Source organism: Marinobacter denitrificans (genome assembly GCF_008795955.1).
GTDB classification, from domain to species: Bacteria; Pseudomonadota; Gammaproteobacteria; order Pseudomonadales; family Oleiphilaceae; genus Marinobacter; species Marinobacter denitrificans.
The window spans coordinates 1-24,230 of sequence record NZ_VMHN01000004.1 but is presented as its reverse complement, the minus strand read 5'-3'; the positions used below and the strand labels follow the sequence as shown (position 1 = coordinate 24,230).

Sequence of the window (24,230 nt, the reverse complement as noted above, 5' to 3'; positions counted from 1 at the left end):
TTGTTGTGCGTTCCTTGAACAAAGCGTTGGTTTCAGGTTCATTTTTTGCGCAAGGTTTATAAGGTGTTGATAAATAAGCTTTTAATGAAGTAGGTGAATTTGTCGCCAATTTAACGGAAGTGTAGTAATTACGGGGGGTGAGGGCATGTTCCCAAAATCTTTCCCCAGAGTTATCCACAGATTCTGTGGGTAAGTAGCTAACTGCTTAATCTGTACAAAAAATATGCGCATTGGCATAGCTGAAACCGGAATCGTCGATGCTGCTTAACGTCTTGTAGAGGAGCTGGGTGGCCATGTACAAAATGTGTTATTTCGTCCCGGAGAGTCATCTCGAAGTCACCAAGACTGCGCTGTTTGAATCCGGTGCTGGCCGTATCGGAGACTACGACAGTTGTGCCTGGCAGTGTAAGGGGCAGGGGCAGTTCCGCCCGCTCGACGGGAGCAACCCCTATCTTGGTCAAGCGGGTGAAGTGGAGAAGGTTGAGGAGTATCGCGTAGAACTGGTGTGCAGGGATGAGCTGATCCGGGCTGCGGTTCAGGCGCTAAAGGAATCACATCCGTATGAAGAACCGGCCTACGAAGTCTTTCGTATGGAGGACATGTAGCGCTTACTGCCCGACGGGTTTCATCCGATAACGTATGTCGTCCACATGTACCGGGAAGTGCTCTTTCTGTACATCTTCCAGGTAAAGCTCCAGGGTGCGACGAACGGTCGGAAACGATAGCTCATCCCATGGAATTTCCTCCAGGGCAAACAGCCTGGTTTCCAGAGACTCCTGGCCGGCGCCAAACGTTTCGCTGGTGAGAGTCGCGCGGTAGAACATGTGGACCTGGTCGATGTGGGGCACATGAATAATGGTGTATAGATTGTCCACGGTGACTTCGGCCAGCGCCTCTTCCCAGGTTTCCCGGGTTGCGGCTTCAAGTGTGGTTTCCGAGTTTTCCATAAATCCCGCGGGCAGTGTCCAGTAACCGTAGCGGGGTTCGATGGCTCTCCGGCACAACAGAACCTGTCCTTGCCAGATCGGAACCGTGCCCGCGACAATGCGGGGATTCTGATAGTGTATGGTTTCGCAGCTTATGCACACATAACGGTGACGATTGTCTCCTTCAGGGACGCGCTGTTCGACAGGATGGCCGCAGGTACTGCAGTATTTCATTCGTTTCACCGTATACTGGACAATTGTGTGGTAGCAGGTGTAACTATCGGTGCTGCCGGCGTCTCATTCAATAGTTCGATGTAAAAACGGAGCCGTGTTTTGCGTGATCTTCTTACCGAACGCCTCTCAGGTTATGTTCCCCGGTTACTGACGCTTGATTACCCCGAAGCTGGCGTGCTGGTCCCTGTCACAGATGACCGCCGCAATCCTGAAATCGTTTTTACCCTGAGGTCTGAAAACCTGAGTACTCATCGGGGCCAGGTGTCTTTCCCCGGCGGTCGCCGTGATCCGGAGGACCATTCCATTGCCGACACGGCGCTACGGGAAACCCATGAAGAAATCGGATTACCTCCGGAGCAGGTTCAGCTTATTGCACCTCTGAGCCAGGTGATGTCTCTGCATCAGATACTCGTAACTCCATACGTTGGGGTAATACCCGGCGATCACCCGTTGACCGCAAACCCCGCGGAAATTGAAAGCATATTCAGGGTGCCTGTTGAATTTTTCCTGGAAGACAAGCGCCATCGCACCGACCCGCTGAACTTTCTCAATAATACCTTTTATGTGCCGTGCTATCGCTGGGAGCGCTACCAGATCTGGGGCCTGTCCGCTGTGGTACTGGTTGATTTCCTGAACGCTGTCTACGATGCGGGTATTGATTTGCTCGAGCCTCCTGAGCCGGGCTGATTTTTTTCCGCGTCCTGATCATAGCGCCTGTTCATTCAGGCCCGTACTGTCCCCCTGATTTTCCTGGCTTTTCTATCGCCCCTGTTCCGGATGGAATGGGGGCGAGCTGCTGTGTGTTCAAAAAATGCGTTCAATAATTAGACTAAAGTCTTATGTGTTTGTGCCGGAAATGAGTATTACATGGTGAATACTGTATGCAAACGACAACCAGGGAGCTGTGTCGTGGAGTTTGATCGATGAAGAAAATTCAGGCTGAGAAGAACTTACCGGAGCTCATATACGACTCCGTGGTCAACGCGATTGTGGAAGGTTTGCTTAAGCCGGGTGAACGGGTGACCCAGGAGACCCTGGCTGAAAGACTGGACGTTTCGCGATTGCCGGTGAGCCAGGCCATGCAGCGTCTGCGGGATGATGGATTCCTCTCCAGCGTCGGACGACGTGGGCTGATGGTTTCCATACTGGATGAAGAGTTTGTGGCCCAGCTGTACGAATACCGGTGTGGGATTGATTTGATCAGTGCGGGCCTGGCCGCCCGGCGAGTGGATGCCTTCGCGCGAAAACGCGGGGAAGAGATTCTTGCAGAGGGCTACGCCGCCGGCAAGGCCCATGATCTTCCTGCTCTCATTGATGCTGACATGCGCTTTCACGGATTCATTTATGAACTGGCGGGCAATACGTTCATTCTCGATTCCATGGAAGCCCACTGGAACCACGTCAGGCGGGTGATGGCGGACATCCTCATCGTGCAGAAGAACCAGCAACAGATTTGGGATGAGCACTCGGCAATACTCGAAGCCGTATTGACCGGGGATGTGACAACGGCTGAAACGCTCGCCAGGCAGCATGTGGAAACCGCATCCCGCTGGCTTCAGCAGGAGATTCGCGTTTCCCATGAGCCCTGCAGAAGAACTGGCAGCTCTGATATCTAATCCAAGGAGAATACGATGCAAAACAATGACAATAATGCGCAGGTAATCCGGGTAATGCTGGCCAAGATTGGTCTCGACGGCCATGACCGGGGCATAAAAGTGGTCGCTCGCGCTCTGCGTGATGCCGGTATGGATGTGGTCTATACCGGCCTGCACCGCACGCCTGAAGAGGTTGTTGACGCCGCCATCCAGGAAGACGTGGATATCCTGGGCATCAGCCTGCTTTCCGGGGCCCATATGCACATTTTCCCCAAGGTGCTGGACCTGCTGAAAGCCAAAGAGGCCGAGGACATGATCGTGGCCGGTGGCGGTGTCATTCCCGACAACGATGTCAAAGAGCTTTACGAGATGGGCGTCCACAAGATTCTGCTTCAGGACACTCCTCCACAGGAAATCATTGATTCGTTCCGGCAACTGGTCGCAGAGCGGGGTGCCCGGTAAACCAAATTTCCTCAGACGCCCACCAATAACAATATCAGGAGTCTCCGATGGAAGAGTGGAAGTTTCCCCCCAATTACAGCGGCGATTATTTTCCCGATCCGAACAGTCCTTACTGGTTTCGGGAGCGTGAAACCATGGACCCGGAAAAGCGGGAAGAACTCATTGTTGCGCGCATTCGGGATGTGATGGCCTACGCTTACGACCATTCCCCGTTCTATAGGCGCAAGTGGGATGCAGCGGGCATCAAGGCCAGCGATATTCGCACGCTTGCCGACTTTGAAGAGGTGCCTGTTGTCGCCAAACAGGAGCTGCGGGACTCCCAGGCTCAACATCCGCCTTTCGGAGACTATCTGTGCTGCCCGGAAAGCGAGATTCATCATATCCATGGTACCTCTGGCACAACCGGCAGGCCTACCGCATTTGGCATCTCCCGGCGCGACTGGGAAACCATCGCCAATAATCATGCCAGGATCATGTGGGGCATGGGTTTGCGGCCCGGGGATACAGTGTTTGTGGCCGCTATCCTCAGTCTTTATATGGGCTCGTGGGGCGCTCTGATCGGAGCGGAGCGGCTGGGCTGCAAAGCCTTCCCCTTCGGTGCCGGTGCGCCGGGCATGACCGCGCGAGCGGTAACCTGGCTGGGAATGATGAAACCTGCCGGCCTGTATTCAACGCCGTCCTACGCGCTGAGGCTGGCCGAAGTGGCCCGTGAGGAAGGGGTAGACCCCCGGGAATTCGGTATCAAGGTGCTGTTTTTCTCCGGCGAGCCGGGCGGCTCAATACCGTCCATACGGGACAAGATCCAGGATATATACGGCGCCAAGGTTGTTGACTGCGGCACCATGGCCGAACTGACGCCCTGGATGCATGCATCCGGCAGCGCCGACACCGAAGGCATGCTGTTGTGGCAGGACATCGTCTATACCGAAGTGGCCGACCCCAATACCCATCGACGTGTGCCCTACGGTGAACAGGGCACGCCGATCTACACCCATCTGGAAAGAACGTCCCAGCCCATGATTCGCATGGTGTCTGGCGACCTGACCCATTGGGTGATGGAAGACAACCCCTGCGGTCGTACCTATCCCCGGCTGCCCAAGGGCATCTACGGGCGGATCGATGACATGTTCCAGATCCGAGGTGAGAACGTCTATCCCAGCGCCATCGCGGAGGTCCTTGAGGGATTATCCGGCTACGGCGGCGAACACCGCATTGTCATTTCCCGTGACGGCTCGATGGACGAGCTGGCAGTACAGGCGGAGTTTGACCAGGAAACCAAAAGCAGCGGCCCGGATGCCGTCAGGGCACTTGGCGAAAAGGCCGAAGCCGAGCTGAGCCGGGTACTGGGTGTGCGGGCACGGGTGATCATGGTCGAGCCTGAGACCTTCCCGCGGACAGACTTTAAAGCTCAACGTGTCGTCGATGACCGGGATCTTTACCAGAGCCTTAACCAGAAGCAAGGGGGTTAGATGATTAATCGCATACCCTCAATGGAACTGGCCAAGCGGGTCCGTGACGGGCACCTGCGGGCCATCGCCAGGCTGATTACCCGGGTTGAAAGTGGCGGCGATCCGGACGTACGCGAAGCCCTGGCCGAGCTCTATAAAAGTACCGGCAATGCCCACGTGGTGGGTATCACCGGCGTGCCCGGGGCCGGCAAGTCGACCCTCGTGACACAGCTTGTCCATGAGTACCGGGCCAGCGGCCGCACCGTCGGTGTTGTTGCCATTGATCCTTCCAGCCCGTTTTCTGGTGGGGCAATCCTGGGTGACCGTATCCGTATGGGCGACCTGGTTTCCGACCCTGGCGTATTCATCCGCAGTATGGCAACCCGGGGCACCCTGGGCGGCCTGGCGAGGCCGGCGCTGGATGCGGTTGATCTTCTGGATGCCGGCGGGTTCGACGTGGTCCTGATCGAAACGGTCGGGGTGGGCCAGGATGAAGTGGATATCGTGCGCGCCGCCCACACCACGGTGGTTGTCAATGCACCGGGCCTGGGTGATGACATTCAGGCTATCAAGGCCGGCGTTCTGGAAATTGCCGATGTCCATGTGGTGAGCAAAGCCGACCGGCCGGACTCCAACCGGACCATCCAGGAACTGAAGGCCATGTTGATGATGAGCCTGGAGCCTGGGAAGGACGTCTGGAGGGTGCCCGTGGTGCCCACCAGCTCTGAAAAACATACCGGTTTCGGTGAACTGATGGCCGCGATTGATAACCACGCGGAGCACCTGGAACGGAGTGGCGAAATCACCGAACGGCGTCGCCAGATTGCTTTAACCCGGGTAGTGAAAGTTGCCGAGGAGATTGTCCGGGATAATTTTGTACGTGACAGCAGGTCGCAAACCGAAGAGCTGCTCAAAAAAGTCACTCAGCGCGAACTGGATCCTCACGGCGCCGCGGTGACCCTGCTCAAAGCCATGAAGGAGACGATTCATGAACAAGACTAATCTGCATGACCCCGCTGCACTTGAGCATATTGAAAAAGAGTTCGATGAGTGGGAAAAAAATGAAGTTTCGTCATTCATTAAAAAGGCACCGGAAAGTCAGTCGGAATACACCACCGCATCCGGCATGCCGACGAAGCGCACCTACACGCCGCTGGACCTGAAAAATACTCCGTTCGAGGACATTGGTTTTCCCGGGCAGTTTCCGTTCACGCGGGGGCCCTATCCCACCATGTATCGGGGCCGGAACTGGACCATGCGCCAGATTGCCGGCTTTGGTACTGCCAAGGAAACCAACGGGCGCTTCAAGTACCTGATTGCCCAGGGCCAGACCGGGCTGTCGATCGATTTCGACATGCCCACTCTGATGGGGTATGACTCCAGTCACTCCATGGCCGAGGGCGAAGTGGGCCGCGAAGGCGTTGCCATCGATACGCTGGCGGACATGGAGGATCTGTTTGAAGGCATTGATCTGACCAAGATTTCTGTTTCCATGACGATCAACCCGTCAGCCTGGATCCTCTACGCCATGTACATTGCCCTGGCGCAACAGCGTGGTTATGACCTCAACGATCTGTCGGGCACCATCCAGAACGACATCCTCAAGGAGTACATTGCCCAGAAGGAATGGATATTCCCTGTGCGGCCGTCGGTGCGCCTGGTTCGCGACTGTATCCAGTACGGTTCGGAGAACATGAAGCGGTACAACGCCATCAATATCTCCGGGTACCATATCTCGGAAGCTGGCTCGACCGCCGTGCAGGAAGTGGCCTACACCATGGCCACCACCATGGAGTACGTCAAAACCGCCATCGACGCCGGCGTGGACGTGAACGAATTTGGCCCCCGCCTGTCATTCTTCTTTGTCAGTCAGGCGGATTTCTTCGAGGAAATCGCCAAGTTCCGCGCGGCTCGCCGGGTATACGCCAAGATCATGCGGGAGAAGTTCGGTGCCACGAAACCCGAGGCAAGCCGGCTACGCTTCCACGCCCAGACTGCGGCCGCGACGCTGACCAAACCCCAGTACACCATCAACCCGATTCGTACCGCACTTCAGGCATTGTCTGCCGTGCTGGGGGGTGCCCAGTCCCTGCATACCAACGGCATGGACGAGGCTTTTGCCATCCCCACCGAGGAAGCGATGAGGATTGCCCTGCGTACCCAGCAGATCATCGCCTACGAAACCAACATTCCCCAGGTAGTGGATCCCCTGGGTGGCTCCTACTATGTCGAAAGCCTCACTGACGAGATTGAGAAGGAAGTCTGGAAAATCCTCGACGAGGTTGAAGAGCTCGGCGGTACACTCCAGTGTATCGACGATGGGTACTTCCAGAGAGGCATTTCCGACTCGGCGTATGACTTCGCGCTGCGCAAGGCCAGTGGCGAGCGGCCTGTTATCGGCGTGAACATGTTCGTACAGGATGAGGAAGATGTGGAAATCGAAACCCATCCCCACGATCCGGAAACCGAGCGCCGGCAGATTGAACGCCTGAACAAGGTCAAGAACAGCCGCGATGAGGAAAAGGTTCAGGGTATGCTCAAGCAGTTGAAAGAGCAGGCCGAGGATGAATCGGTAAACCTCATGCCGCTGACAATCGAGTTGGTCCGGGAAGGCGCTTCCATGGGTGATATTGTTGAAACCCTGAAGGGCATATGGGGAACCTATCGCGAAAAACCTGTAATCTGACCGGCTTCGACGACCAATGAACCGCCTACCAGGAGAAATGAATGGTCAGGCTAACCAAGATCTACACGAAAACTGGAGACAAGGGCGATACCGGCCTGGGCGATGGCAGCCGGGTCCCCAAGCACGATCTGCGTGTGGAGGCCTATGGCACGGTGGATGAGGCCAACGCCGTCATCGGCTTGGCCAGGCTTCACGTGGATGAAGAACTCGACGGCATTCTGGCTCGTATCCAGAACGACCTGTTCGATGTGGGGGCCGATCTTTGCACGCCCTTTGAAGAAGAGCCCAAATACCCGCCGTTGAGGCTGGCCGAAGCGAAGACGCTGGAGCTCGAACAGGAAATTGACCGTTTCAACGCGGACATTCCTTCCCTGCGCTCTTTCATCCTGCCGGCTGGCAATGCGGCAGCAACACACCTTCACCACGCCCGCACCGTGACCCGCAGGGCTGAACGAATCATTGCCCAGCTCAAATCAGAGCAGGAGATCAGTCAGGTGGTGCTGGAGTATATGAACCGTCTGTCGGACCTTCTGTTCGTTCTGGCCAGACACGCCAACGGCAAGGGCAAGGACGATGTACTTTGGGTGCCCGGTGAGTAATTCCGGTCATCAGAGCAGGTAATGAAGCGGATGTTGACGGCGCCTGAGCATGGCGGCCGGCTTCGTGCCGCCGCCGAACAATGGGGCATACCGCTGGCCGAGTGGCTGGATCTCTCCACCGGCATCAATCCCCACGGCTGGCCAGTGCCTGTCATACCGGAAGAGGTATGGCGCAGGCTTCCAGAGCCGGACGACGGCCTGGAGGGTCTTCTCAGGCATTGGCTTGGCGCGACGGCTTCAGCGGCATGCATACCGGTTGCCGGCAGCCAGGCGGCCATCATGGGGCTGCCCCGGTTGCGGCCGCCGTGCCGGGTTGGGGTGCCGTCGCCGGGTTACCAGGAGCACGGACACTGCTGGGCCGCAGCCGGGCATCGGGTGACTGGCATCACCGGGGATCACACCGGCAGCGGTGACGAAAGCTGGCTGGATGACCTGGATGTGCTGGTCTGGGTCAATCCCAATAACCCGACTGGCGACACCATTGAGCCGGAGCGGTTACTGAGCTGGCACCACAGGCTGCAACGCCGCGGGGGCTGGTTGATCGTGGATGAGGCTTTTATGGATGCTACCCCGGCGTTCAGCATTGGTGAGGCATCCGGTCGGCCTGGGCTGGTTGTGATGAGATCGCTGGGCAAGTTTTTTGGCCTTGCAGGTGTTCGGGCCGGGGCTGTGGCCGGGGATCCGGATATTGTCGACCGGCTCGGTGCTGTGATGGGGCCGTGGTCAGTCAGCGGTCCCGCGCGGTTTGTCATGAGCAGGGTGCTGGCAGACCAGCAGTGGCAGGCCGCGACTACTGAACGGCTGCACAGCGACAGCCAGCGGCTTGCGGAGATGCTGGTGCGCCAGGGGCTTGGTGATTCAACGGGTACCGCGTTGTTCCGGTATGTCCGCCACAGCCGGGCTGTGGACATAGCGTCAGAGTTTGCCAGTCGCGGAATACTTGTCCGGGTATTCGATCAACCCGCGGCACTGCGGCTCGGGCTGCCCGGATCCGAGTCGGATTGGGCGCGGCTCGATCAGGCGATGAGTTTGAGTGATCTGTATTGATTTGCCCCGAGAGGGCTGATAGTTTGGCGTTCGATTAAATGTATACAGTATTCAGGTAATGCTTTTCGCGGTACCCCCGCCGGAAAGCTGAAAACGGGAAGTCGGTTAGAGTCCGACGCTGCCCCCGCAACGGTAAGCGAGCTAAAGGCAATCAATAAAGCCACTGTGCGTTCAGCATGGGAAGGTGATTGCCCCGGATTGGCCAGTTGGCCATACCACTCGCAAGCCCGGAGACCGGCCTGAATACACACCCGAAGTTGCGGAGGGCGACGGTGGTGGGTGAGTTGTGTCGGCTTCACACCTGTGGACCGGCCCGTATCCTGCCCCCATCCTCGCAATCACCCTTCGCAACACTACAAGAATCGCCATGCGGGTGCGCATGGTTAAACAGCGAGTGTTGATTATGGCTTTTGCTAGCAAAACTGTGCCGGTACTTTTGTCCGGTCTGCCCCTTGTTTTTTTACCCGCACTTAACGTGAACGCCGACGAAATTGACGGCGCCCGGGAGCTGGATCCGATTGTGGTGACTGCCACAATCGGGCCGCGGACGGCGGGAGAGAGCCTGTCCTCGGTAACCGTGGTAGAGGAAGAAGCCATCCGGCGCCAGGCTCCCACTGAATTCAACGAGTTGTTGCGTGGCCAGCCAGGTATTGACCTGGTGACCAACGGCTCTTTCGGCAAAAATACAAGCGTGTTCACCCGTGGGACGACCAACGATTCGACGGTATTCCTGGTGGACGGCATACGTTTGCGATCCGCCACAAGCGGTGGTGCACCCTGGCAGTATTTCCCGGCAGAACTGGTAGAGCGGGTAGAGATTGTTCGTGGCCCGCGCAGCGCGTTGTACGGCGCCGATGCGGTAGGGGGTGTCATCCAGGCGTTCACCCTGGATCCGAAGCGCGGCAATAAAGGCTGGGTGGAGACAGGAGCTGGCAACTTCAATACCCAGAAAACCAGTGCCGGAGCAACTGCAAGCACAGGATCGACCCGATTCAGCCTCAGTGGGCTTCACAAGGAAACCGACGGCACCCGTATTGCTGAAGATGGAGAAGACAAGGGCTTTCGCAATACCGCCGGTGTTGGTCGTGTTGTCCATGAGCTGCCCAACGGTGGCGAGGCCAGTGCCGTAATGATGCAATCCGAGGGCAATACCGAGTTTGACGGTGGCGACTCGGATTTCATGATCCGTACTGTTGGCCTCAGGCTTGATACCCCTGTCAGCGATTACTGGAACAGCTCCATCCAGCTCTCCGAAGCTGCCGATGAGCAGGAGAGCTTTCGTACTGCCGGCGATTCCGTCTTCAACACCAAGACCCGAACGGCGCGGTGGGAAAACACCATCACTGGAGGTGTTCATGAGCTGGCTGTCGGCGGCGAGTTGCAATCGGACGAGGTAGAAAGCTCCACGAATTTTGACGAAGACAGCCGCACCAACGCTGCACTGTTCAGCCAGCTACGACTGAATTTCGGCCCTTCGGATATTCAGCTGGCACTGCGGGGAGACGATAACGAAGCCTACGGCCGCCAGGAGACCGGCGGTATTGCCGTGGGTCACTCCTTTGATCGCTCTCATCGAATGAGGGTGAGCTACGGCACCTCCTTCCGTGCTCCCACCTTCAATGACCTCTACTACCCGCTGGAAACCTTCAGTTTTGGCGGCACCTATGCGGGCAACCCGGACCTCGAGCCGGAAAAGGGCAGCTCGGTAGAGGTGGGTATGAGCGGCCGTTACGAGGAATGGTACTGGGATGCCGCTATTTACCAGCTCGACGTGGATGACCTGATCGATATCCAGACCGTCAACGGGGACTCCCGCCCTGTGAACGTCAGCGAAGCGCGTATTCGCGGTATCGAAATGGGTTCCGGATTCCGTGCCTACGACTGGGATCTGGCCGCACGGCTCACCCTGCTCGATCCCCGTGATCGAGAAACCGACAATCGCCTTCGCCGCCGCAGCCATCAGACCCTGCGGGTCGATCTGGACCGGGAGCTGGGCGCATGGAGCTTCGGCGGTACCATTCAGGCCAGCGGCTACCGTTACGACGATGCCGATAACGAAGACCGGTTGCCGGGCTATGCCACCCTCGACCTGCGTGCTGGCTGGGAATTTGCCCGGGACTGGAACGCGCGCCTGACTCTGAAGAACGTGACGGATAAAGAGTACGCCACGGCTCAACGATTTGACGGTACCGAGTATCTTGCAGCCGGCACTGCGGGCTTCCTGTCAGTCCGACACGACTTTCGTTAAATCCAACTGAAAAGGTAAAGCAGGATGCTGCAGCCAGGAATACGTCGTCTGACCGGCTTTATGCTAAGTCTGCTGACCGGATTGGTGATTGTCTTGCCGCTGCAGGCGGCCACGGTCGTCGGCGTGGTATCGGAGCGCTCGGCGGCAGAAATGGCTGCGGGCGCGGAACGGTTTCTCGCCGCCCATCCGGATCATCGGGTAATGTTGCGCACCCCGGAACAGCTCGCCAGCCTGGACAACCGGGCACTGGCTGAGCTGTTGGGCCAGGCCGATGCCCTGCTGCTGGCAGCGGTATTCGGCGACCAGGTGGGTCGGCTCGAGCAGGCGGTGCGCGAGCAGGCGGCAGAACGCCACTTTCCCATACTGGCAGTTAATGGTGACCGGGCGCTGACACGGTTGTCGCGGCTGGAAGGTCGTGCCGTGCTGGACGGGTTGGACGCGTCCGCATTGAACGAGCTGATGAAAGCGCCCGACCCGGGTGCGGATGTCAAGGCCCACCGGGACAATCTGCGGCAGCAATTCCCGCAGCAGGTGCCCTGGCTGGACGGGCGCGGTCTCTACCAGGGCCGCACCCCGCAGCATCTGGATGGGCTGTTGCGTTGGCTGCTGGTGCAGGCGGGCGAGGAGCTGGAGGTACCGGACCTGCCACCCCGGGCGCTGATTCGCTACTACCGCAACGACGAAGCCACCAAAGACCCGGCAGACCTGAACCTGAGAGCTGGCCCGGTGGTGACCCTGCTGGATCTGGACAGCGGCGACCGCCCGGGTGACCGGGCCTTGCTGGATGCCACCTGCGACGCCCTTGAAGCGCGGGATATCCAGTGTTTTGCCGTGCTGTCCCGCTGGGGCGGGGCCAGCCTCGAAGCGGTCCGCAATTTGAATAATACGGTTGGGCCCGCGACCTTGTCCGGCATCGTCAGCCTGCAGGACTTTACCATCGGCGGCGGCGAGGGCCGGCGCCAGGTCACCGAGGCACTGACACGGCTGAATGTACCGGTCATCAAGGGCCTGCGGCTGGCCTCACGCACTGTCAACCAATGGCAGCTGTCGGTGGATGGCATTCCCGCCGACAAGGTGCACTACAAGCTGGCCATGCCGGAGCTGCAGGGTGTTAGTCAGCCCATGGTGCTGGCCACTGCCGAACCGGAAGTAATCGATGAAAAAACCGGTGTGGCCCTGACCCTGACGCAACCGGTGCCGGAGCGGGTCGAGGCGGTGGCAGACCGCCTCAAGCGCTGGCAGACCCTTCAGGCAAAAAACAATGCCCACAAGCGGGTGGCCATCATCTACTACAACCACCCGCCGGGGCGCCAGAACATCGGTGCGGACAATCTCGATGTGCCCGCCTCCCTCTACGAAATGCTGACCTGGCTGAAAGCGGAAGGCTACGATACCGGCCCGCTGCCGGACAGCCCGGAAGCCCTCAATGACATGATCCAGCAGCGAGGTGTGAACCTGCCGGATGATCCCCGCGGCCTGGAGGAGATGGCCGGGAAGGCGGCGTCCATGGACAGCGACACCTATCAGCGTTACCTGGAAACCCTGCCCGTCGTGGTGCAACAGGAGATGACCCATGGCCCCCTGGGCTACCTGCATGAACGCCTGGAGCAGGCCCACGGAATGGGTGAGAAGGCCCTGGCCACGGGCCTACTGAGCCGGGGCATCCGCGACCTGCGCCACCTGATTGAGCACCTGCAGCACCCCAACCGAAAGCAGGCCCTGGTAAAACTGGATGAGTACGAGGCCCTCTGGCAGCGGCGGCTGAACGAAGGCGGCCATCAGGACGAGCTGAAGACCAGCCGCGATGCCCTGGCCAACATCGGCATCCCCGGCCTGAAGGGCTGGGGTGAAGCGCCGGGCAAGTCAATGGTGGTCAATGATCAACTGATATTCCCCGGCCTGCGTTTCGGTAATATCTACATCGGCCCGCAGCCGCCCCGGGGCTGGGAAGTGGACGAGGAAATACTGCATGCCAACCTTACCTTCCCGCCCACCCATCAATATGTGGGCTTCTACCACTGGCTGCGGGAGCACTACCAGGCGGATGCCCTGGTATACGTTGGCCGTCACTCAACCCGGGAATTCCTTCCCCGTCGCCGTGCCGGTCTCACCGGTGATGACTACCCGGATCTGCTGGGGGGCGACCTCCCGCTGATCTATCCCTACATCGTCGATGGGGTAGGCGAGGGCATACAGGCCAAGCGCCGGGCCCTGGCGGTGATGATCAGCCACCTGACGCCACCGCTGGCAGCCACCGAGCTCTACGACGACCTGCTGGAACTGCGGCAACTGGTGGAAACCTGGGAGTCCGCCAACGAACCCGACAGCCCCACCCGGGAACGGGCGCTTACATTGTTGCGGGAAAAGATACAGGTGCTCGACATCGGTGAGGACCTGGAGCGGGAAATCGCCGGAGAGATGGGGCTGTCGGAGGATGAGGTGTCCGTTGACGAACTGTCGCCGGACTTGCTGGTGCACGAAGCAGGCCATTATGTGACCGATATGCAGGAACATTTCATGCCCCTTGGTCTGCATGTGTTTGGTCGGGACTGGAGTGCGGAAATGGTGGACACCATGCTGGAGTCCATGGCCGGCAAGTCCGGCACGCCCGAATCAGAGTGGCGGAAGAACCTGGAGGCCTCGCCAGCAGCAGAGCGCCGGAGCTTCCTCAACGCGTTGGCGGGCAGGTTCGTGGCGCCGGGGCAGGGTAACGACCCGCTGCGCACGCCCGCGGTATTGCCCACAGGCCGCAACTTTCACGCCCTGTCCGATGACCTGATCCCTACCCGTGTGGCCTGGTCCCTGGCGCAGGAACTGTCCGAAGAGGCGGTGGCGGACAAAACCAGAGCACAGGGTGACAGCGACGCCCTGGTCCTCTGGGCTTCCGACACGGTGCGGGACGAAGGCGTGATGATTGCCTTCGGTATGAAACTGCTGGGCATCCGGCCGGTGTGGAACAGCCGGGGCATCGTCAAGGGCCTGGAGCGCCTGCCCGCAGGGCCGGGTACCGACACCCCGGAGCGGCGCAATGTGGTATTCACCACTTCCGGTCTGTTCCGTGACCTGTATGAAGGGCAACTGGAATGGCTGGACCTGGCCTCCCGTTATGCTCTGGCCGGAGCGGCCAACACTATCAAAGCGGAACATCCCGAGCTGACGGATGCCCTGGACGAAGCCCTGTCGACGTTACCGGTGGAGATGCGGGACCCCGGCAGTGAAACCCTGGAAACCAACGGCGTGGCGGCTCGCTGGGTGGCAGATACCCGGGTCTTGCTGGCGGCGGGTGCCTCGGCCCGGGACGCCGGCTCCCAGGCCGCCTACCGGGTCTTCGGTACTGCGCCTGGCTCCTACGGTGCCGGCGTCAACCGCTTGGCCTCCCGCTCCGGCGCCTGGCAGGATCGGGACCAGCTGGGCGATGCCTATCGTCGTCGTATGGGGCATGTGTATGGCAAGGGCCATCAGGGCGAGTCTGCCCATGGGGCTTTTGACCGGCAGTTGCATACGGTGAACCATACCTATCTGGGCCGGGCCAGCCATCTCTATGGCTTGCTGGACAACGACGACGGCTTCGACTTCCAGGGCGGCCTCTCCAATGCCGTGGAGCACCTTCGCGGCGAACCACCCCGGAACCGGGTGCTTCAGTACGCGGAGCCGAAGAATCCGCGGATAGATTCCCTTGAGCGCGCCTTGCAGGTGGAACTGCGAGCCCGCAACCTTAACCCGCAATGGCTTGTTCCATTGATGGAACACGGCTATGCCGGCGCCCGCACCATGGGCAGCGACTTCCTCGATAACCTCTGGGGCTGGCAGATCACCAGCCCCCAGGTGTTGCGTTCCAGTGTCTGGGACGAGATCAACGAGGTGTACTTCCAGGATCGTCACGATATCGGCCTGGATGACTTCCTGGCCGAGGGGCACAATGTCCACGTCAAGACCCACATGCAGGCCATTGCGTTGCTGGCTGCCCAGCGCGGCTTCTGGGAGACGGATGTGTTTACCCGCCAGTCCCTGGCCCGTGACTTCGCCGGTAATATCATCGACCATGGCCTGCCAGGCAGCGGCCACACCCGTCCGGACCATCCGTTGATGGACTGGGTGGCGGAGCAGCTGGAACCGCAGCAGCGTGAGGCCTTCGAATCCGCTCGCAAGGGTGGTTCGCCCGCATATCAATCGTTACCTGCGGCCAATGATGAATGCGATAATCAGAACAATCGGGTGAGCTCATGCTGACGTTTCCCACTCCACTCCAGGTGATCGTTGCTGCCTCACTACTTTGGCAGGGTACCGCCGTAGCCGGTGAGGTGTGTGCCAGGGACGATACCGGTGAGCAGGTTTGCCTTGAACAGCCGGCCAGCCGCATTGCCGCGCTGTCCCCCGGCGCCACCGAGCTGGTGTGGGCAGCCGGTGCCGGGGATCAGGTGGTGGCGGTGGTGTCTTACAGCGACTACCCGGAAGAAGCCAAAGACGTCACCTCCGTAGGTAGCCACACTCGCATGGATCTGGAACGGCTGATGGAGCTGGAGCCGGATCTGGTGATTGGCTGGGTCACCGGCAACCCGCCTGAGCAGCTTGAGGCGTTGAAAGAACTGGGGCTGCCCGTATTCTCCATTGAGCCCCGCACCTTCGAGGCGGTCTCCCACACCATTGAACGGCTGGCCACCCTGGCAGGTACGGAAGAGGAAGGCTTTGCTGAAGCGCATCGATTCCGCCGGGGCATCGCGGAACTGGAGGCGCAATACCGCGATGCGGAGCCGGTACCGGTGTTTTACCAGGTCTGGGATGAGCCACTGATGACGGTGAACGATGAACACCTGATCGGCAAGGTGATCACCCTGTGCGGCGGGGTCAATGTGTTTGGTGACCTGGAGCGGCTGGTACCCAGGATCAGCCCCGAAGCGGTTATCGGTGCCAACCCCGAAGCCATCCTCGCCGGCGGTATGGGTGAAGAAAACCGCCACTGGCTGACCCGCTGGGAGGAATTCCCCAGTATCGAAGCCACCGGCAAGGACAACCTGTACTTTATTCCACCTTCCCTGGTGCAGCGTCCCACGCCGCGCATGCTGGAAGGCTCCCGCCTGTTCTGTGAAAAACTGGATGATGCCCGTGCCAGGCGCTGACAGGAGAGGGCGACTGTGAGCCGGCCTCTGCTCAAGCCGTTATTGGTGCTGGTCCTGGCTGGCCTGGCCGCCATGGTGCTGTCGGTGGGCACCGGCAGCGTGAGTGTACCGCCGGGGCAGGTGCTGGCGGTTATCCTGGGCGAGGGCAGCGGTCTGCAACAGACCCTGGTACTCGAACTGCGGCTGCCCCGCACTCTGTCGGCGTTTGCCACCGGCGGTTTGCTGGCAGTGGCCGGAGCCCTGATGCAGGTGTTGCTGCGCAACCCGCTGGCGGACCCGTATGTTCTCGGGCTTTCAGGGGGAGCGGCCGTGGGCGCCTTGCTGGCCATGCTGGCAGGCCTGGGGGGCCTGATTGTTTCCGGCTCGGCTTTTGCGGGTGCGCTGCTGGCGACCCTGATGGTATTCGGGCTGGCACACGGTACCGGCAGCTGGACACCTTCGCGACTGTTGCTTACTGGAGTGGTGGTGGCCGCCGGCTGGGGTGCTGTGATTACGCTGATGCTGGCTATAAGCCCGGCCCAGCGCCTGCCGGGCATGCTGTACTGGCTGATGGGGGATGTGTCCTACGCCCGCTCACCCTGGCCCGCCCTGGTTCTGCTGCTTCTGGTGTGCCTGCTGGTCGTCCCACTGGGCCGAAGCCTGAACGTTCTGGCGCGGGGTCCGATGCAGGCGGCGGCGCTGGGGGTTGCGGTGCGACCACTGGAGTGGACCATCTACATTCTTGCCAGTCTGCTGACCGCCACCGCCGTTACCATGGCCGGCAGTATCGGTTTTGTGGGCCTGGTGGTGCCCCATATGCTCAGGCTGGTACTGGGCAATGATCAGCGCCTGATCCTGCCCGCCTGTGCTTTAGCGGGTGGGACCTTGCTGGTACTGGCGGACACCCTGGCACGGGTGGTGATTGCCCCGGAGCAGTTGCCAGTGGGCGTAATTACGGCCTTGCTGGGCGTGCCCACCTTCCTTTATTTACTGTACCGGAGCCGCTGATGAATCCGTTACGGGCAAAAGAACTGGTGATCGACATTCCGGGCCGGGACGATGGCCAACCATTGAGCTTCACCGTCGAGCCGGGCCAGATCTGGGGCGTGCTGGGTCCAAACGGCGCTGGCAAGACTACCTTGCTGCATACCCTGGCTGGTTTGCGACCGCCTCGACAGGGAACCGTTTGCCTCGCTGACTACTCATTAACAGAACTGCGACGCCGACAGATTTCGCAACAACTGGGTCTGGTATTCCAGGAGCGCCAGGACGGCTTCCCGGCAACGGTACTGGAAACCGCCCTGATCGGCCGCCATCCCTGGCTATCGCCCTGGCAGATGGAATCCGGAGAGGATGAGCGAATTGCGCGGCAGGCTCTGGAAACGCTGGATGTTGGTCAGCTAAGTGACCGCCTGGTAAGCACGCTCTCCGGCGGCGAACGCCAGCGCGTGGCGATTGCTACGGTACTGACCCAGGCACCGGATACCTGGCTGTTGGATGAGCCCACCAACCATCTGGATCTCCACCATCAGGTATCAGTGCTGGAGTTGCTGACAGAGCAGGCCCGAAGCGGCCGCTCCGTTTTCATGTGCCTGCATGATCTTAATCTGGCAGCCCGATGGTGCAACCATCTGTTATTGCTCTATCCGAACGGTGATGCCTGTTGGGGGCCAGCGGAACGAATGCTGGCGCCCGCCGCGCTTGAAAGACTTTATGACCAGGAATTGCTCACGGTAGAAGTGGATGGGGCGCCTTTGTTTGTGCCCAAGAAGGCCCGATGAAAGTTCAGGGCGTTGGTCGGGGAGCACCTTGCGGGACCGTCAAAAACATGGATGTTTTTGTCGAGCGTACATGGACGTATTCACAGCGCGTCCCGCAAGGTGCTCCCCGACCAATGCTTACACCCAAAGTTTCGGACACGGTGGATACCATGAAAGCAACCGTAGCAGCTGCAATGATAACCGCTCCAGGCTCCGGCCAGGGTAAATCCATGGTGACAGCGGCATTAGCTAGGTTGCACCGAAACGCTGGGCGCAAGGTGAGGGTGTTCAAACATGGCCCGGATTATCTGGATCCCATGGTATTGGAAGTCGCCTCCGACCAGTTGGTGTATCAGCTGCACCCCTGGATGACTGGCGAGGACGAGTGCCGCTGGCGTCTGACTGAAGCGGCCCAGGATGCGGATCTGATTCTGGTTGAAGGCTCCATGGGGCTGTTCGATGGCGACCCCTCGAGCGCGGACCTGGCCAAGCTGATGGGTATACCGGCGTTGCCGGTAATCGATGCCCGGGGCATGGCTCAGACCTTTGGGGCCGTGGCTCTGGGGCTCGCAACATTTGACCCGGAGTTGCCGGTTTTCCAGGTGATCGCCAACCGCATTGGCAGCCCCCGCCATGGCGATATGCTGCGGGAGAGCCTGCCAGAGGGGATCAGTTTGCTGGGGGCGATCCCTCGCAACGAGGCCATGAACATACCGGACCGGCACCTGGGCCTGGTCCAGGCCGGTGAACTGGATGACCTGGACCAGCGCCTAGATGCCGCCGCGCAAGTGCTCGCAGAGGCCGGGCTGGATGGTCTGCCGCAGGAAGTGACCCTGACCGCCGAGGCACCGGCACCACCACCCCGGCTGCTGGAAGGCGTTCGCATTGCCATTGCCAGAGATGCCGCCTTCAGTTTTCTCTACCGTGGCAACCTGGACCTGCTTGCGGCAATGGGTGCGGAGGTGACGTTTTTCTCGCCTCTGGCAGACAGCGAATTACCCGAGGCCGATGCTTTGTGGTTGCCCGGAGGCTACCCCGAGTTACACGGCGCGGCTTTGGCCGCCAATACCGCGATGCTCGAGGCGATTCGAAACCATCACGGGGCGGGTAAGCCAATGCTGGCGGAGTGCGGCGGGTTGATGGCCTGTACGGAAGCACTGGTGGACAAGAACGGAGAGAACCACCCCATGCTGGGCCTGATGCCGGGCCATGTTGAAATGGCGGGCAAGCTGCAGGCGTTGGGGCTACAAAGCCTGACGACAGAGCAGGGCGAACTTAGAGGCCACACCTACCATCATTCCCGCCTTGAGACCGGCTGGATTCCAACGGCCCGCACCCGCAAGATTGCGGGTACTGAAGCGGAGCCGGTGTTCTGCCACAACGGCCTGGTGGCCAGCTATTTTCACGGCTATTTCCCCTCGGCGCCAGAACTGGTGGCGGCTATTTTCAGGGGGGAAGCCATCACGCCAATTTCCACTTCGAAGGAGACACACCATGCGTGAACGCGCCAAAGACCCGGAACGCCATGCCCGCCGCATGGAAGCAAAGCAGAAGATCATGCGCGACCGCATCGCCCGTGCCCAGAATGAGCAGGGCGTGTTGCTGGTGCTCACCGGCCCCGGCAAAGGCAAGAGCAGCTCCGGCTTTGGCATGGTTGCCCGGGCCCTCGGCCACGGCATGAAAGTGGGCATTGTCCAGTTCATCAAGGGAGCGTTCAGTACCGGTGAACACGCCTTCTTCCGCGACCTGCCCAATGTGGATTACCACGTTATGGGCCAGGGCTACACCTGGGAAACCAGGAATCGGGAGCAGGACGAGGAAGCCGCCAACGCCGCCTGGGATGTGGCTGCCGCAATGTTGAAAGACGACAGTTACGACCTGATCCTGCTGGACGAACTCAATATCGCTCTTAAGTACGAGTATATCGACCTGGAGCGGGTCCTGGATGACCTTCAGGGTCGTCCTGAAATGCAGCATGTCGTGGTGACTGGTCGCTCCGCTCCCCAGGAGCTGGTGGATCTTGCCGATACGGTTACTGAAATGGGCGTGGTGAAACATGCCTTCAAGGATCAGGGCATCAAGGCCCAGAAAGGCGTTGAGCTGTAGAAGGCCGGAAACTCCATGACCACACTCATGATCCAGGGCACCACCTCTGACGCCGGCAAGACCACAGTGGTCGCCGCCCTATGCCGCTGGCTGGCGCGGCAGGGTGTGTCCGTAGCGCCGTTCAAGCCCCAGAACATGGCACTGAACAGCGCTGTTACTGTCGACGGAGGCGAAATCGGCCGTTCCACCGCCCTGCAGGCCCTGGCCTGTGGCCTGGAACCCCACAGCGATATGAATCCGGTGCTGCTCAAGCCCCAGAGTGACCGCGGGGCCCAGGTGATCCTGCGGGGTCGTGTTCACGGCAATATGGACGCGCTGGATTACCACGCGTACAAAGCAGAAGCGATGAATTCAGTGATGGCAGCCTGGCATGATCTCAGCGCCCGGTATGACGTAATCATTGCCGAAGGCGCCGGCAGCCCGGCGGAGATTAACCTGCGTACCAACGACATAGCCAACATGGGATTTGCCGAAGCGGCGGACTGCCCAGTGCTGCTCGTTGGGGATATTGACAAGGGCGGTGTTTTTGCCCAGTTGGTAGGCACCCTGGAACTCCTTTCGGAGAGCGAGCGCGGGCGCACCAGAGGTTTTATCATCAACCGCTTCCGTGGAGACAGGGCGCTGCTGGAGCCGGGTCTGGAATGGCTGGCTGAGCACACTGGCAAACCGGTGGCAGGTGTGTTGCCCTTTCTGCATGGGCTGGTGATTGACGCCGAAGACAGCGTTGGTACAAGCGGGAACAGCGATGCGGGGGCGCTGAACGTAATCATCCCGGTATTGCCTCGTATCAGCAACCACAATGACTTCGACCCGCTTCGGTTGCATCCTGGAGTCAACCTGCAGTTCATTGGCCCCGGTCAGCCTATTCCTCCTGCAGACCTGATTGTATTGCCCGGTAGTAAAAGTACCTGCCACGATCTGCAGTGGCTGAAGGCCCAGGGCTGGCCTGAGGCAATCCGTAAGCATTTACGTTATGGCGGCAAAGTGTTCGGCATCTGCGGAGGCTTCCAGATGCTGGGCCGGGAAGTCGTCGATCCCGATGGTCTGGAAGGTGAGACCGCCCGTACCGAAGGGTTGGGCCTGTTGGATATCACCACGTGCATGGTTGCTGGCAAACAATTGAAGGAGGTGGCCGGCGTGTTCAACCTTGGGTTGGGGGAATCAAGGTTGACTGGCTATGAAATGCATAATGGCGTCACGACCGGCCCGGCCCTGGAGCGCCCATTAACGAGGTTGGATGGCCGCCCTGATGGCGCTGTCAGTGACGATAATCAGGTAATGGGCACCTACGTACACGGTATTTTCGACGAGGCGGAAGCGGCTAGTGAACTACTGCAGTGGGCTGGGCTGCGTCGACAAGGTCAGGCGGTGGATTACAAGGCCCATCGGCTGGGGCAACTGGACCGGCTGTCGGACCTGGTGGAGGAGTGTCTGGATACTGAGTTGCTGAACACACTGCTGGGACTGGCCAGGGATCATCAGGGGTAACCTATGAAAAGAAATGACGGCAAAGACCAGAATCGCCCATTCAGCGCGGAAGAAACACAAGGCCTCTACCGCGCTATTCATGAGCGACGGGATGTGCGCTCCCAGTTTCTTCCCGACGCCATTCCCCCGGACGTTCTCGCCCGCCTGCTGAATGCGGCGCATCACGCGCCCTCCGTGGGATTCATGCAGCCGTGGGACTTTATCGTGATCGACAGTAAAGATGTGCGCCGGGCCGTTCTCTCGATTTTCGAAGAGGAGAACTTGAAAGCGGCGGATAACTACGAAGGCGATCGTCATATCCAGTATAAAAGTCTCAAACTGCAGGGCATTCTCGAAAGCCCCGTGAATCTCTGCATAACCTGCGATCGTAGCCGCGGTGGCACTCACGTTCTGGGTCGCAATTCGATCGTGGAGACGGATCTGTTCAGTACCTGCCTGGCGGTACAGAACTTCTGGCTGGCAGCACGGGCAGAGGGTATCGGAGCTGGCTGGGTCAGTATCCTCGATCAGAATAAACTGGCCAGTGCGCTAAACCTGCCTGAGCACGTGTATCCGTTGGCTTATTTGTGTCTGGGCTATGTCAGCGAATTTCTTGATCAGCCCGAGCTTGAGAAAAAGGGCTGGCGGGCGCGTTTGCCATTGTCGGAACTGGTACATGGGAATTCCTGGGGGGAGCCGGTGACGGAACCGGAATTAGATGCAGAGATCAGGAAAGGTTAAAGTGATGGCCTTCGGCCTGCCATGTAATGGGTTATGCGAGAGGTGATAGCAGGATGAAAGTCGCGGACAAGGTACGCTCACCCTGTGTGAGCATTTGCGCACTGGACGACAATGACACGTGTGTCGGTTGTCACCGCACCGGGGAGGAAATTACCCGCTGGTCTTCAATGAGCAACGAAGAACGACGTGAAGTGCTGCAAAAAGTTGCCGAGCGAGAGCGCAAGGCGTTGATTTAACACAGTGGGCACTTATCAATTTCACAGGCAGGCAAGATCATGACTGACACCGTTCGGATAGGTACTCCGCTGAAAGAAAATGCCTTCAGAGTACTGTTTTGTGGCTCAGGTGAGCTCGGCAAGGAAGTGGTTATTGAGCTTCAGCGATTTGGCGTGGAGGTCATCGCGGTTGATCGTTACGCCAATGCGCCGGCCATGCAGGTCGCCCACCGGAGCCACGTTGTCGATATGCTTGACGGTGAGGCGCTCCGACGCATTATCGAAGCGGAAAAACCGAACCTGATTGTTCCAGAGATAGAAGCCATTGCCACGCCTGAATTAGTAGCGCTGGAGCAGGAAGGCTATCATGTGATCCCCACGGCGCGGGCTGTGAACCTGACCATGAACCGGGAAGGCATCCGGCGCCTGGCAGCCGAAGAGCTCGGGCTTGCCACATCACCGTACCGGTTCGCGGAATCGAAAGAGGACTATCTCGCCGCAGTCGATGCCATCGGGTTACCCCTGGTGGTAAAGCCGGTAATGAGTTCGTCTGGTAAGGGCCAGAGCACGGTCAGGTCCCGCGAGGATATCGAGCCCGCGTGGGATTATGCGCAGACAGGTGGCCGCGCCGGTAAGGGCAGGGTGATTATAGAAGGCTTCGTGGACTTTGATTACGAAATCACTCTGCTGACGGTAAAGCATCGTGACGGCATCTCTTTCTGTGAGCCGATCGGTCACCGTCAGGAAGACGGCGATTACCGGGAATCCTGGCAGCCGCAGCCGATGAGTGACAAAGCGCTGGCTCGCTCCCGGGAAGTCGCCGAAACGGTTGCCGACAATCTTGGTGGCTATGGTGTCTACGGCGTAGAGCTGTTTGTTAAGGGGGATGAGGTGTGGTTTTCAGAAGTGTCGCCGCGCCCCCATGATACCGGGCTGGTGACACTGGTTTCCCAGGATCTTTCAGAATTCGCATTACACGCCCGGGCGATCCTTGGGCTCCCCATACCCGCAATACGTCAGCAGGGGCCGTCAGCCTCTGCAGTGATATTACCGGAAGGAGATTCCGACTCCGTAGCTTACTCTGGGCTTGAAAAAGCCCTGGCAGAGCCCGATATATATATCAGGCTTTTTGGTAAACCCGAACTCAGAGGACGTCGGCGGATGGGAGTGGCTCTTGCTACCGGCGGTTCAATTGACGAAGCCAGAGAAAAGGCGACCAGGGCAGTCGCTGCTGTAAAGATCGAACTTTGACGGTAATTCGTCGGTTTCCCGAAAAAGTTTTAACGAAGCGTTGACACCTCAAGTGAGCTCTGTAGAATACGCATCTCTTTCGAGGGACACGCCGCTGAGGCGGGTCAAAAATTGAAAGGCAACCGTTTGAATTAATTGAAGATTTCAAGTTTTTAAATTCTTCAGAAAGCGGTTGACAAGGCGGTGATTCGATGTAGAATACGCCACCTTGATCGGGCAAGCCCCGAACGCTCTTTAAAAAGTTGACCAAGTAATTCGTGTGGGCGCTGGCCGAGGTATTTCGGATACGAAATATCAGGACAGTGACTCGTCGAAAATTGAGTTTTGTCTTGAGCAAGAATAGAGAATC

Annotated in this window: 22 protein-coding genes and 1 riboswitch; of the genes, 20 read left to right on the top strand and 2 right to left on the bottom strand. The window is 59.2% G+C overall.

Annotated elements, in window-relative coordinates; all coding sequences use genetic code 11:
• Positions 1–293 precede the first annotated feature (293 nt).
• On the top strand, positions 294–605 hold the full coding sequence (locus FO268_RS13625; RefSeq protein ID WP_150993884.1) for a Nif3-like dinuclear metal center hexameric protein: 312 nt from the start codon (positions 294–296) through the stop codon (positions 603–605).
• Between the two features lie 3 nt (positions 606–608).
• Here the strand turns inward: FO268_RS13625 and FO268_RS13620 are convergent, their stop codons facing one another.
• Complete coding sequence (locus FO268_RS13620; protein ID WP_150993883.1) at positions 609–1,160, bottom strand: NUDIX hydrolase; 552 nt, start codon at positions 1,158–1,160, stop codon at positions 609–611.
• Positions 1,161–1,259: 99 nt separating this feature from the next.
• On the opposite strand from FO268_RS13620, the gene FO268_RS13615 reads away from it, so the two are divergent.
• From FO268_RS13615 to purT, 19 genes are all read left to right on the top strand, one after another.
• The gene (locus tag FO268_RS13615; protein ID WP_150993882.1) at positions 1,260–1,847 is read left to right on the top strand and encodes an NUDIX hydrolase; all 588 of its coding nucleotides are present in this window, start codon (positions 1,260–1,262) and stop codon (positions 1,845–1,847) included.
• Positions 1,848–2,083: 236 nt separating this feature from the next.
• On the top strand, positions 2,084–2,776 hold the full coding sequence (locus FO268_RS13610) for a GntR family transcriptional regulator (protein WP_150993881.1): 693 nt from the start codon (positions 2,084–2,086) through the stop codon (positions 2,774–2,776).
• 15 nt (positions 2,777–2,791) lie between these two features.
• Complete coding sequence (locus FO268_RS13605; RefSeq protein WP_150993880.1) at positions 2,792–3,217, top strand: cobalamin B12-binding domain-containing protein; 426 nt, start codon at positions 2,792–2,794, stop codon at positions 3,215–3,217.
• Between the two features lie 47 nt (positions 3,218–3,264).
• Positions 3,265–4,686 (top strand): phenylacetate--CoA ligase family protein, encoded by a 1,422-nt coding sequence (locus tag FO268_RS13600; protein WP_150993879.1) that lies wholly within the window; start codon positions 3,265–3,267, stop codon positions 4,684–4,686.
• Entirely contained in the window at positions 4,687–5,667 is a 981-nt protein-coding gene (gene meaB, locus FO268_RS13595; RefSeq protein ID WP_150993878.1) for a methylmalonyl Co-A mutase-associated GTPase MeaB, read from the top strand.
• On the top strand, positions 5,654–7,351 hold the full coding sequence (locus FO268_RS13590) for a methylmalonyl-CoA mutase family protein (RefSeq protein ID WP_150993877.1): 1,698 nt from the start codon (positions 5,654–5,656) through the stop codon (positions 7,349–7,351). Before meaB ends, FO268_RS13590 begins: the two co-directional genes overlap by 14 nt.
• A gap of 41 nt (positions 7,352–7,392) precedes the next feature.
• Positions 7,393–7,950: a cob(I)yrinic acid a,c-diamide adenosyltransferase gene (locus FO268_RS13585; RefSeq protein ID WP_150993876.1), complete on the top strand. Its 558-nt coding sequence runs from the start codon at positions 7,393–7,395 to the stop codon at positions 7,948–7,950.
• Positions 7,951–7,971: 21 nt separating this feature from the next.
• Positions 7,972–8,997: a threonine-phosphate decarboxylase CobD gene (gene cobD / locus FO268_RS13580; protein ID WP_225316708.1), complete on the top strand. Its 1,026-nt coding sequence runs from the start codon at positions 7,972–7,974 to the stop codon at positions 8,995–8,997.
• Between the two features lie 47 nt (positions 8,998–9,044).
• Positions 9,045–9,244, top strand: a riboswitch (cobalamin riboswitch).
• 39 nt (positions 9,245–9,283) lie between these two features.
• Positions 9,284–11,245 (top strand): TonB-dependent receptor domain-containing protein, encoded by a 1,962-nt coding sequence (locus FO268_RS13575; protein WP_318527303.1) that lies wholly within the window; start codon positions 9,284–9,286, stop codon positions 11,243–11,245.
• 24 nt (positions 11,246–11,269) lie between these two features.
• The gene (locus FO268_RS13570; RefSeq protein ID WP_150993875.1) at positions 11,270–15,475 is read left to right on the top strand and encodes a cobaltochelatase subunit CobN; all 4,206 of its coding nucleotides are present in this window, start codon (positions 11,270–11,272) and stop codon (positions 15,473–15,475) included.
• Positions 15,469–16,362, top strand: coding sequence for a cobalamin-binding protein (locus FO268_RS13565; protein WP_150993874.1), 894 nt, complete (start codon positions 15,469–15,471; stop codon positions 16,360–16,362). Before FO268_RS13570 ends, FO268_RS13565 begins: the two co-directional genes overlap by 7 nt.
• Positions 16,363–16,434: 72 nt before the next feature.
• The gene (locus FO268_RS13560) at positions 16,435–17,349 is read left to right on the top strand and encodes a FecCD family ABC transporter permease (protein ID WP_227716480.1); all 915 of its coding nucleotides are present in this window, start codon (positions 16,435–16,437) and stop codon (positions 17,347–17,349) included.
• Positions 17,349–18,122 carry an ABC transporter ATP-binding protein gene (locus FO268_RS13555; protein WP_150993873.1) on the top strand — a complete coding sequence of 258 codons (774 nt, stop codon included), beginning with the start codon at positions 17,349–17,351 and terminating at the stop codon, positions 18,120–18,122. The genes FO268_RS13560 and FO268_RS13555 overlap by 1 nt, the downstream gene beginning before the upstream one ends.
• Before the next feature lie 149 nt (positions 18,123–18,271).
• Entirely contained in the window at positions 18,272–19,603 is a 1,332-nt protein-coding gene (locus tag FO268_RS13550) for a cobyrinate a,c-diamide synthase (RefSeq protein WP_150993872.1), read from the top strand.
• Entirely contained in the window at positions 19,596–20,207 is a 612-nt protein-coding gene (gene cobO, locus FO268_RS13545) for a cob(I)yrinic acid a,c-diamide adenosyltransferase (protein ID WP_150993871.1), read from the top strand. The genes FO268_RS13550 and cobO overlap by 8 nt, the downstream gene beginning before the upstream one ends.
• 15 nt (positions 20,208–20,222) lie before the next feature.
• The gene (locus FO268_RS13540; RefSeq protein WP_150993870.1) at positions 20,223–21,695 is read left to right on the top strand and encodes a cobyric acid synthase; all 1,473 of its coding nucleotides are present in this window, start codon (positions 20,223–20,225) and stop codon (positions 21,693–21,695) included.
• Positions 21,696–21,698: 3 nt separating this feature from the next.
• Positions 21,699–22,415 (top strand): 5,6-dimethylbenzimidazole synthase, encoded by a 717-nt coding sequence (bluB, locus tag FO268_RS13535; RefSeq protein WP_150993869.1) that lies wholly within the window; start codon positions 21,699–21,701, stop codon positions 22,413–22,415.
• 53 nt (positions 22,416–22,468) lie between these two features.
• Entirely contained in the window at positions 22,469–22,651 is a 183-nt protein-coding gene (locus FO268_RS13530) for a DUF1289 domain-containing protein (RefSeq protein ID WP_150993868.1), read from the top strand.
• 39 nt (positions 22,652–22,690) lie between these two features.
• Positions 22,691–23,881 (top strand): formate-dependent phosphoribosylglycinamide formyltransferase, encoded by a 1,191-nt coding sequence (gene purT / locus FO268_RS13525; protein WP_150993867.1) that lies wholly within the window; start codon positions 22,691–22,693, stop codon positions 23,879–23,881.
• Between the two features lie 161 nt (positions 23,882–24,042).
• On the opposite strand, the gene FO268_RS23005 is transcribed toward purT, so the two are convergent.
• Positions 24,043–24,230: hypothetical protein (locus FO268_RS23005; RefSeq protein WP_225316704.1), on the bottom strand; the 188-nt coding region annotated here is incomplete at its 5' end.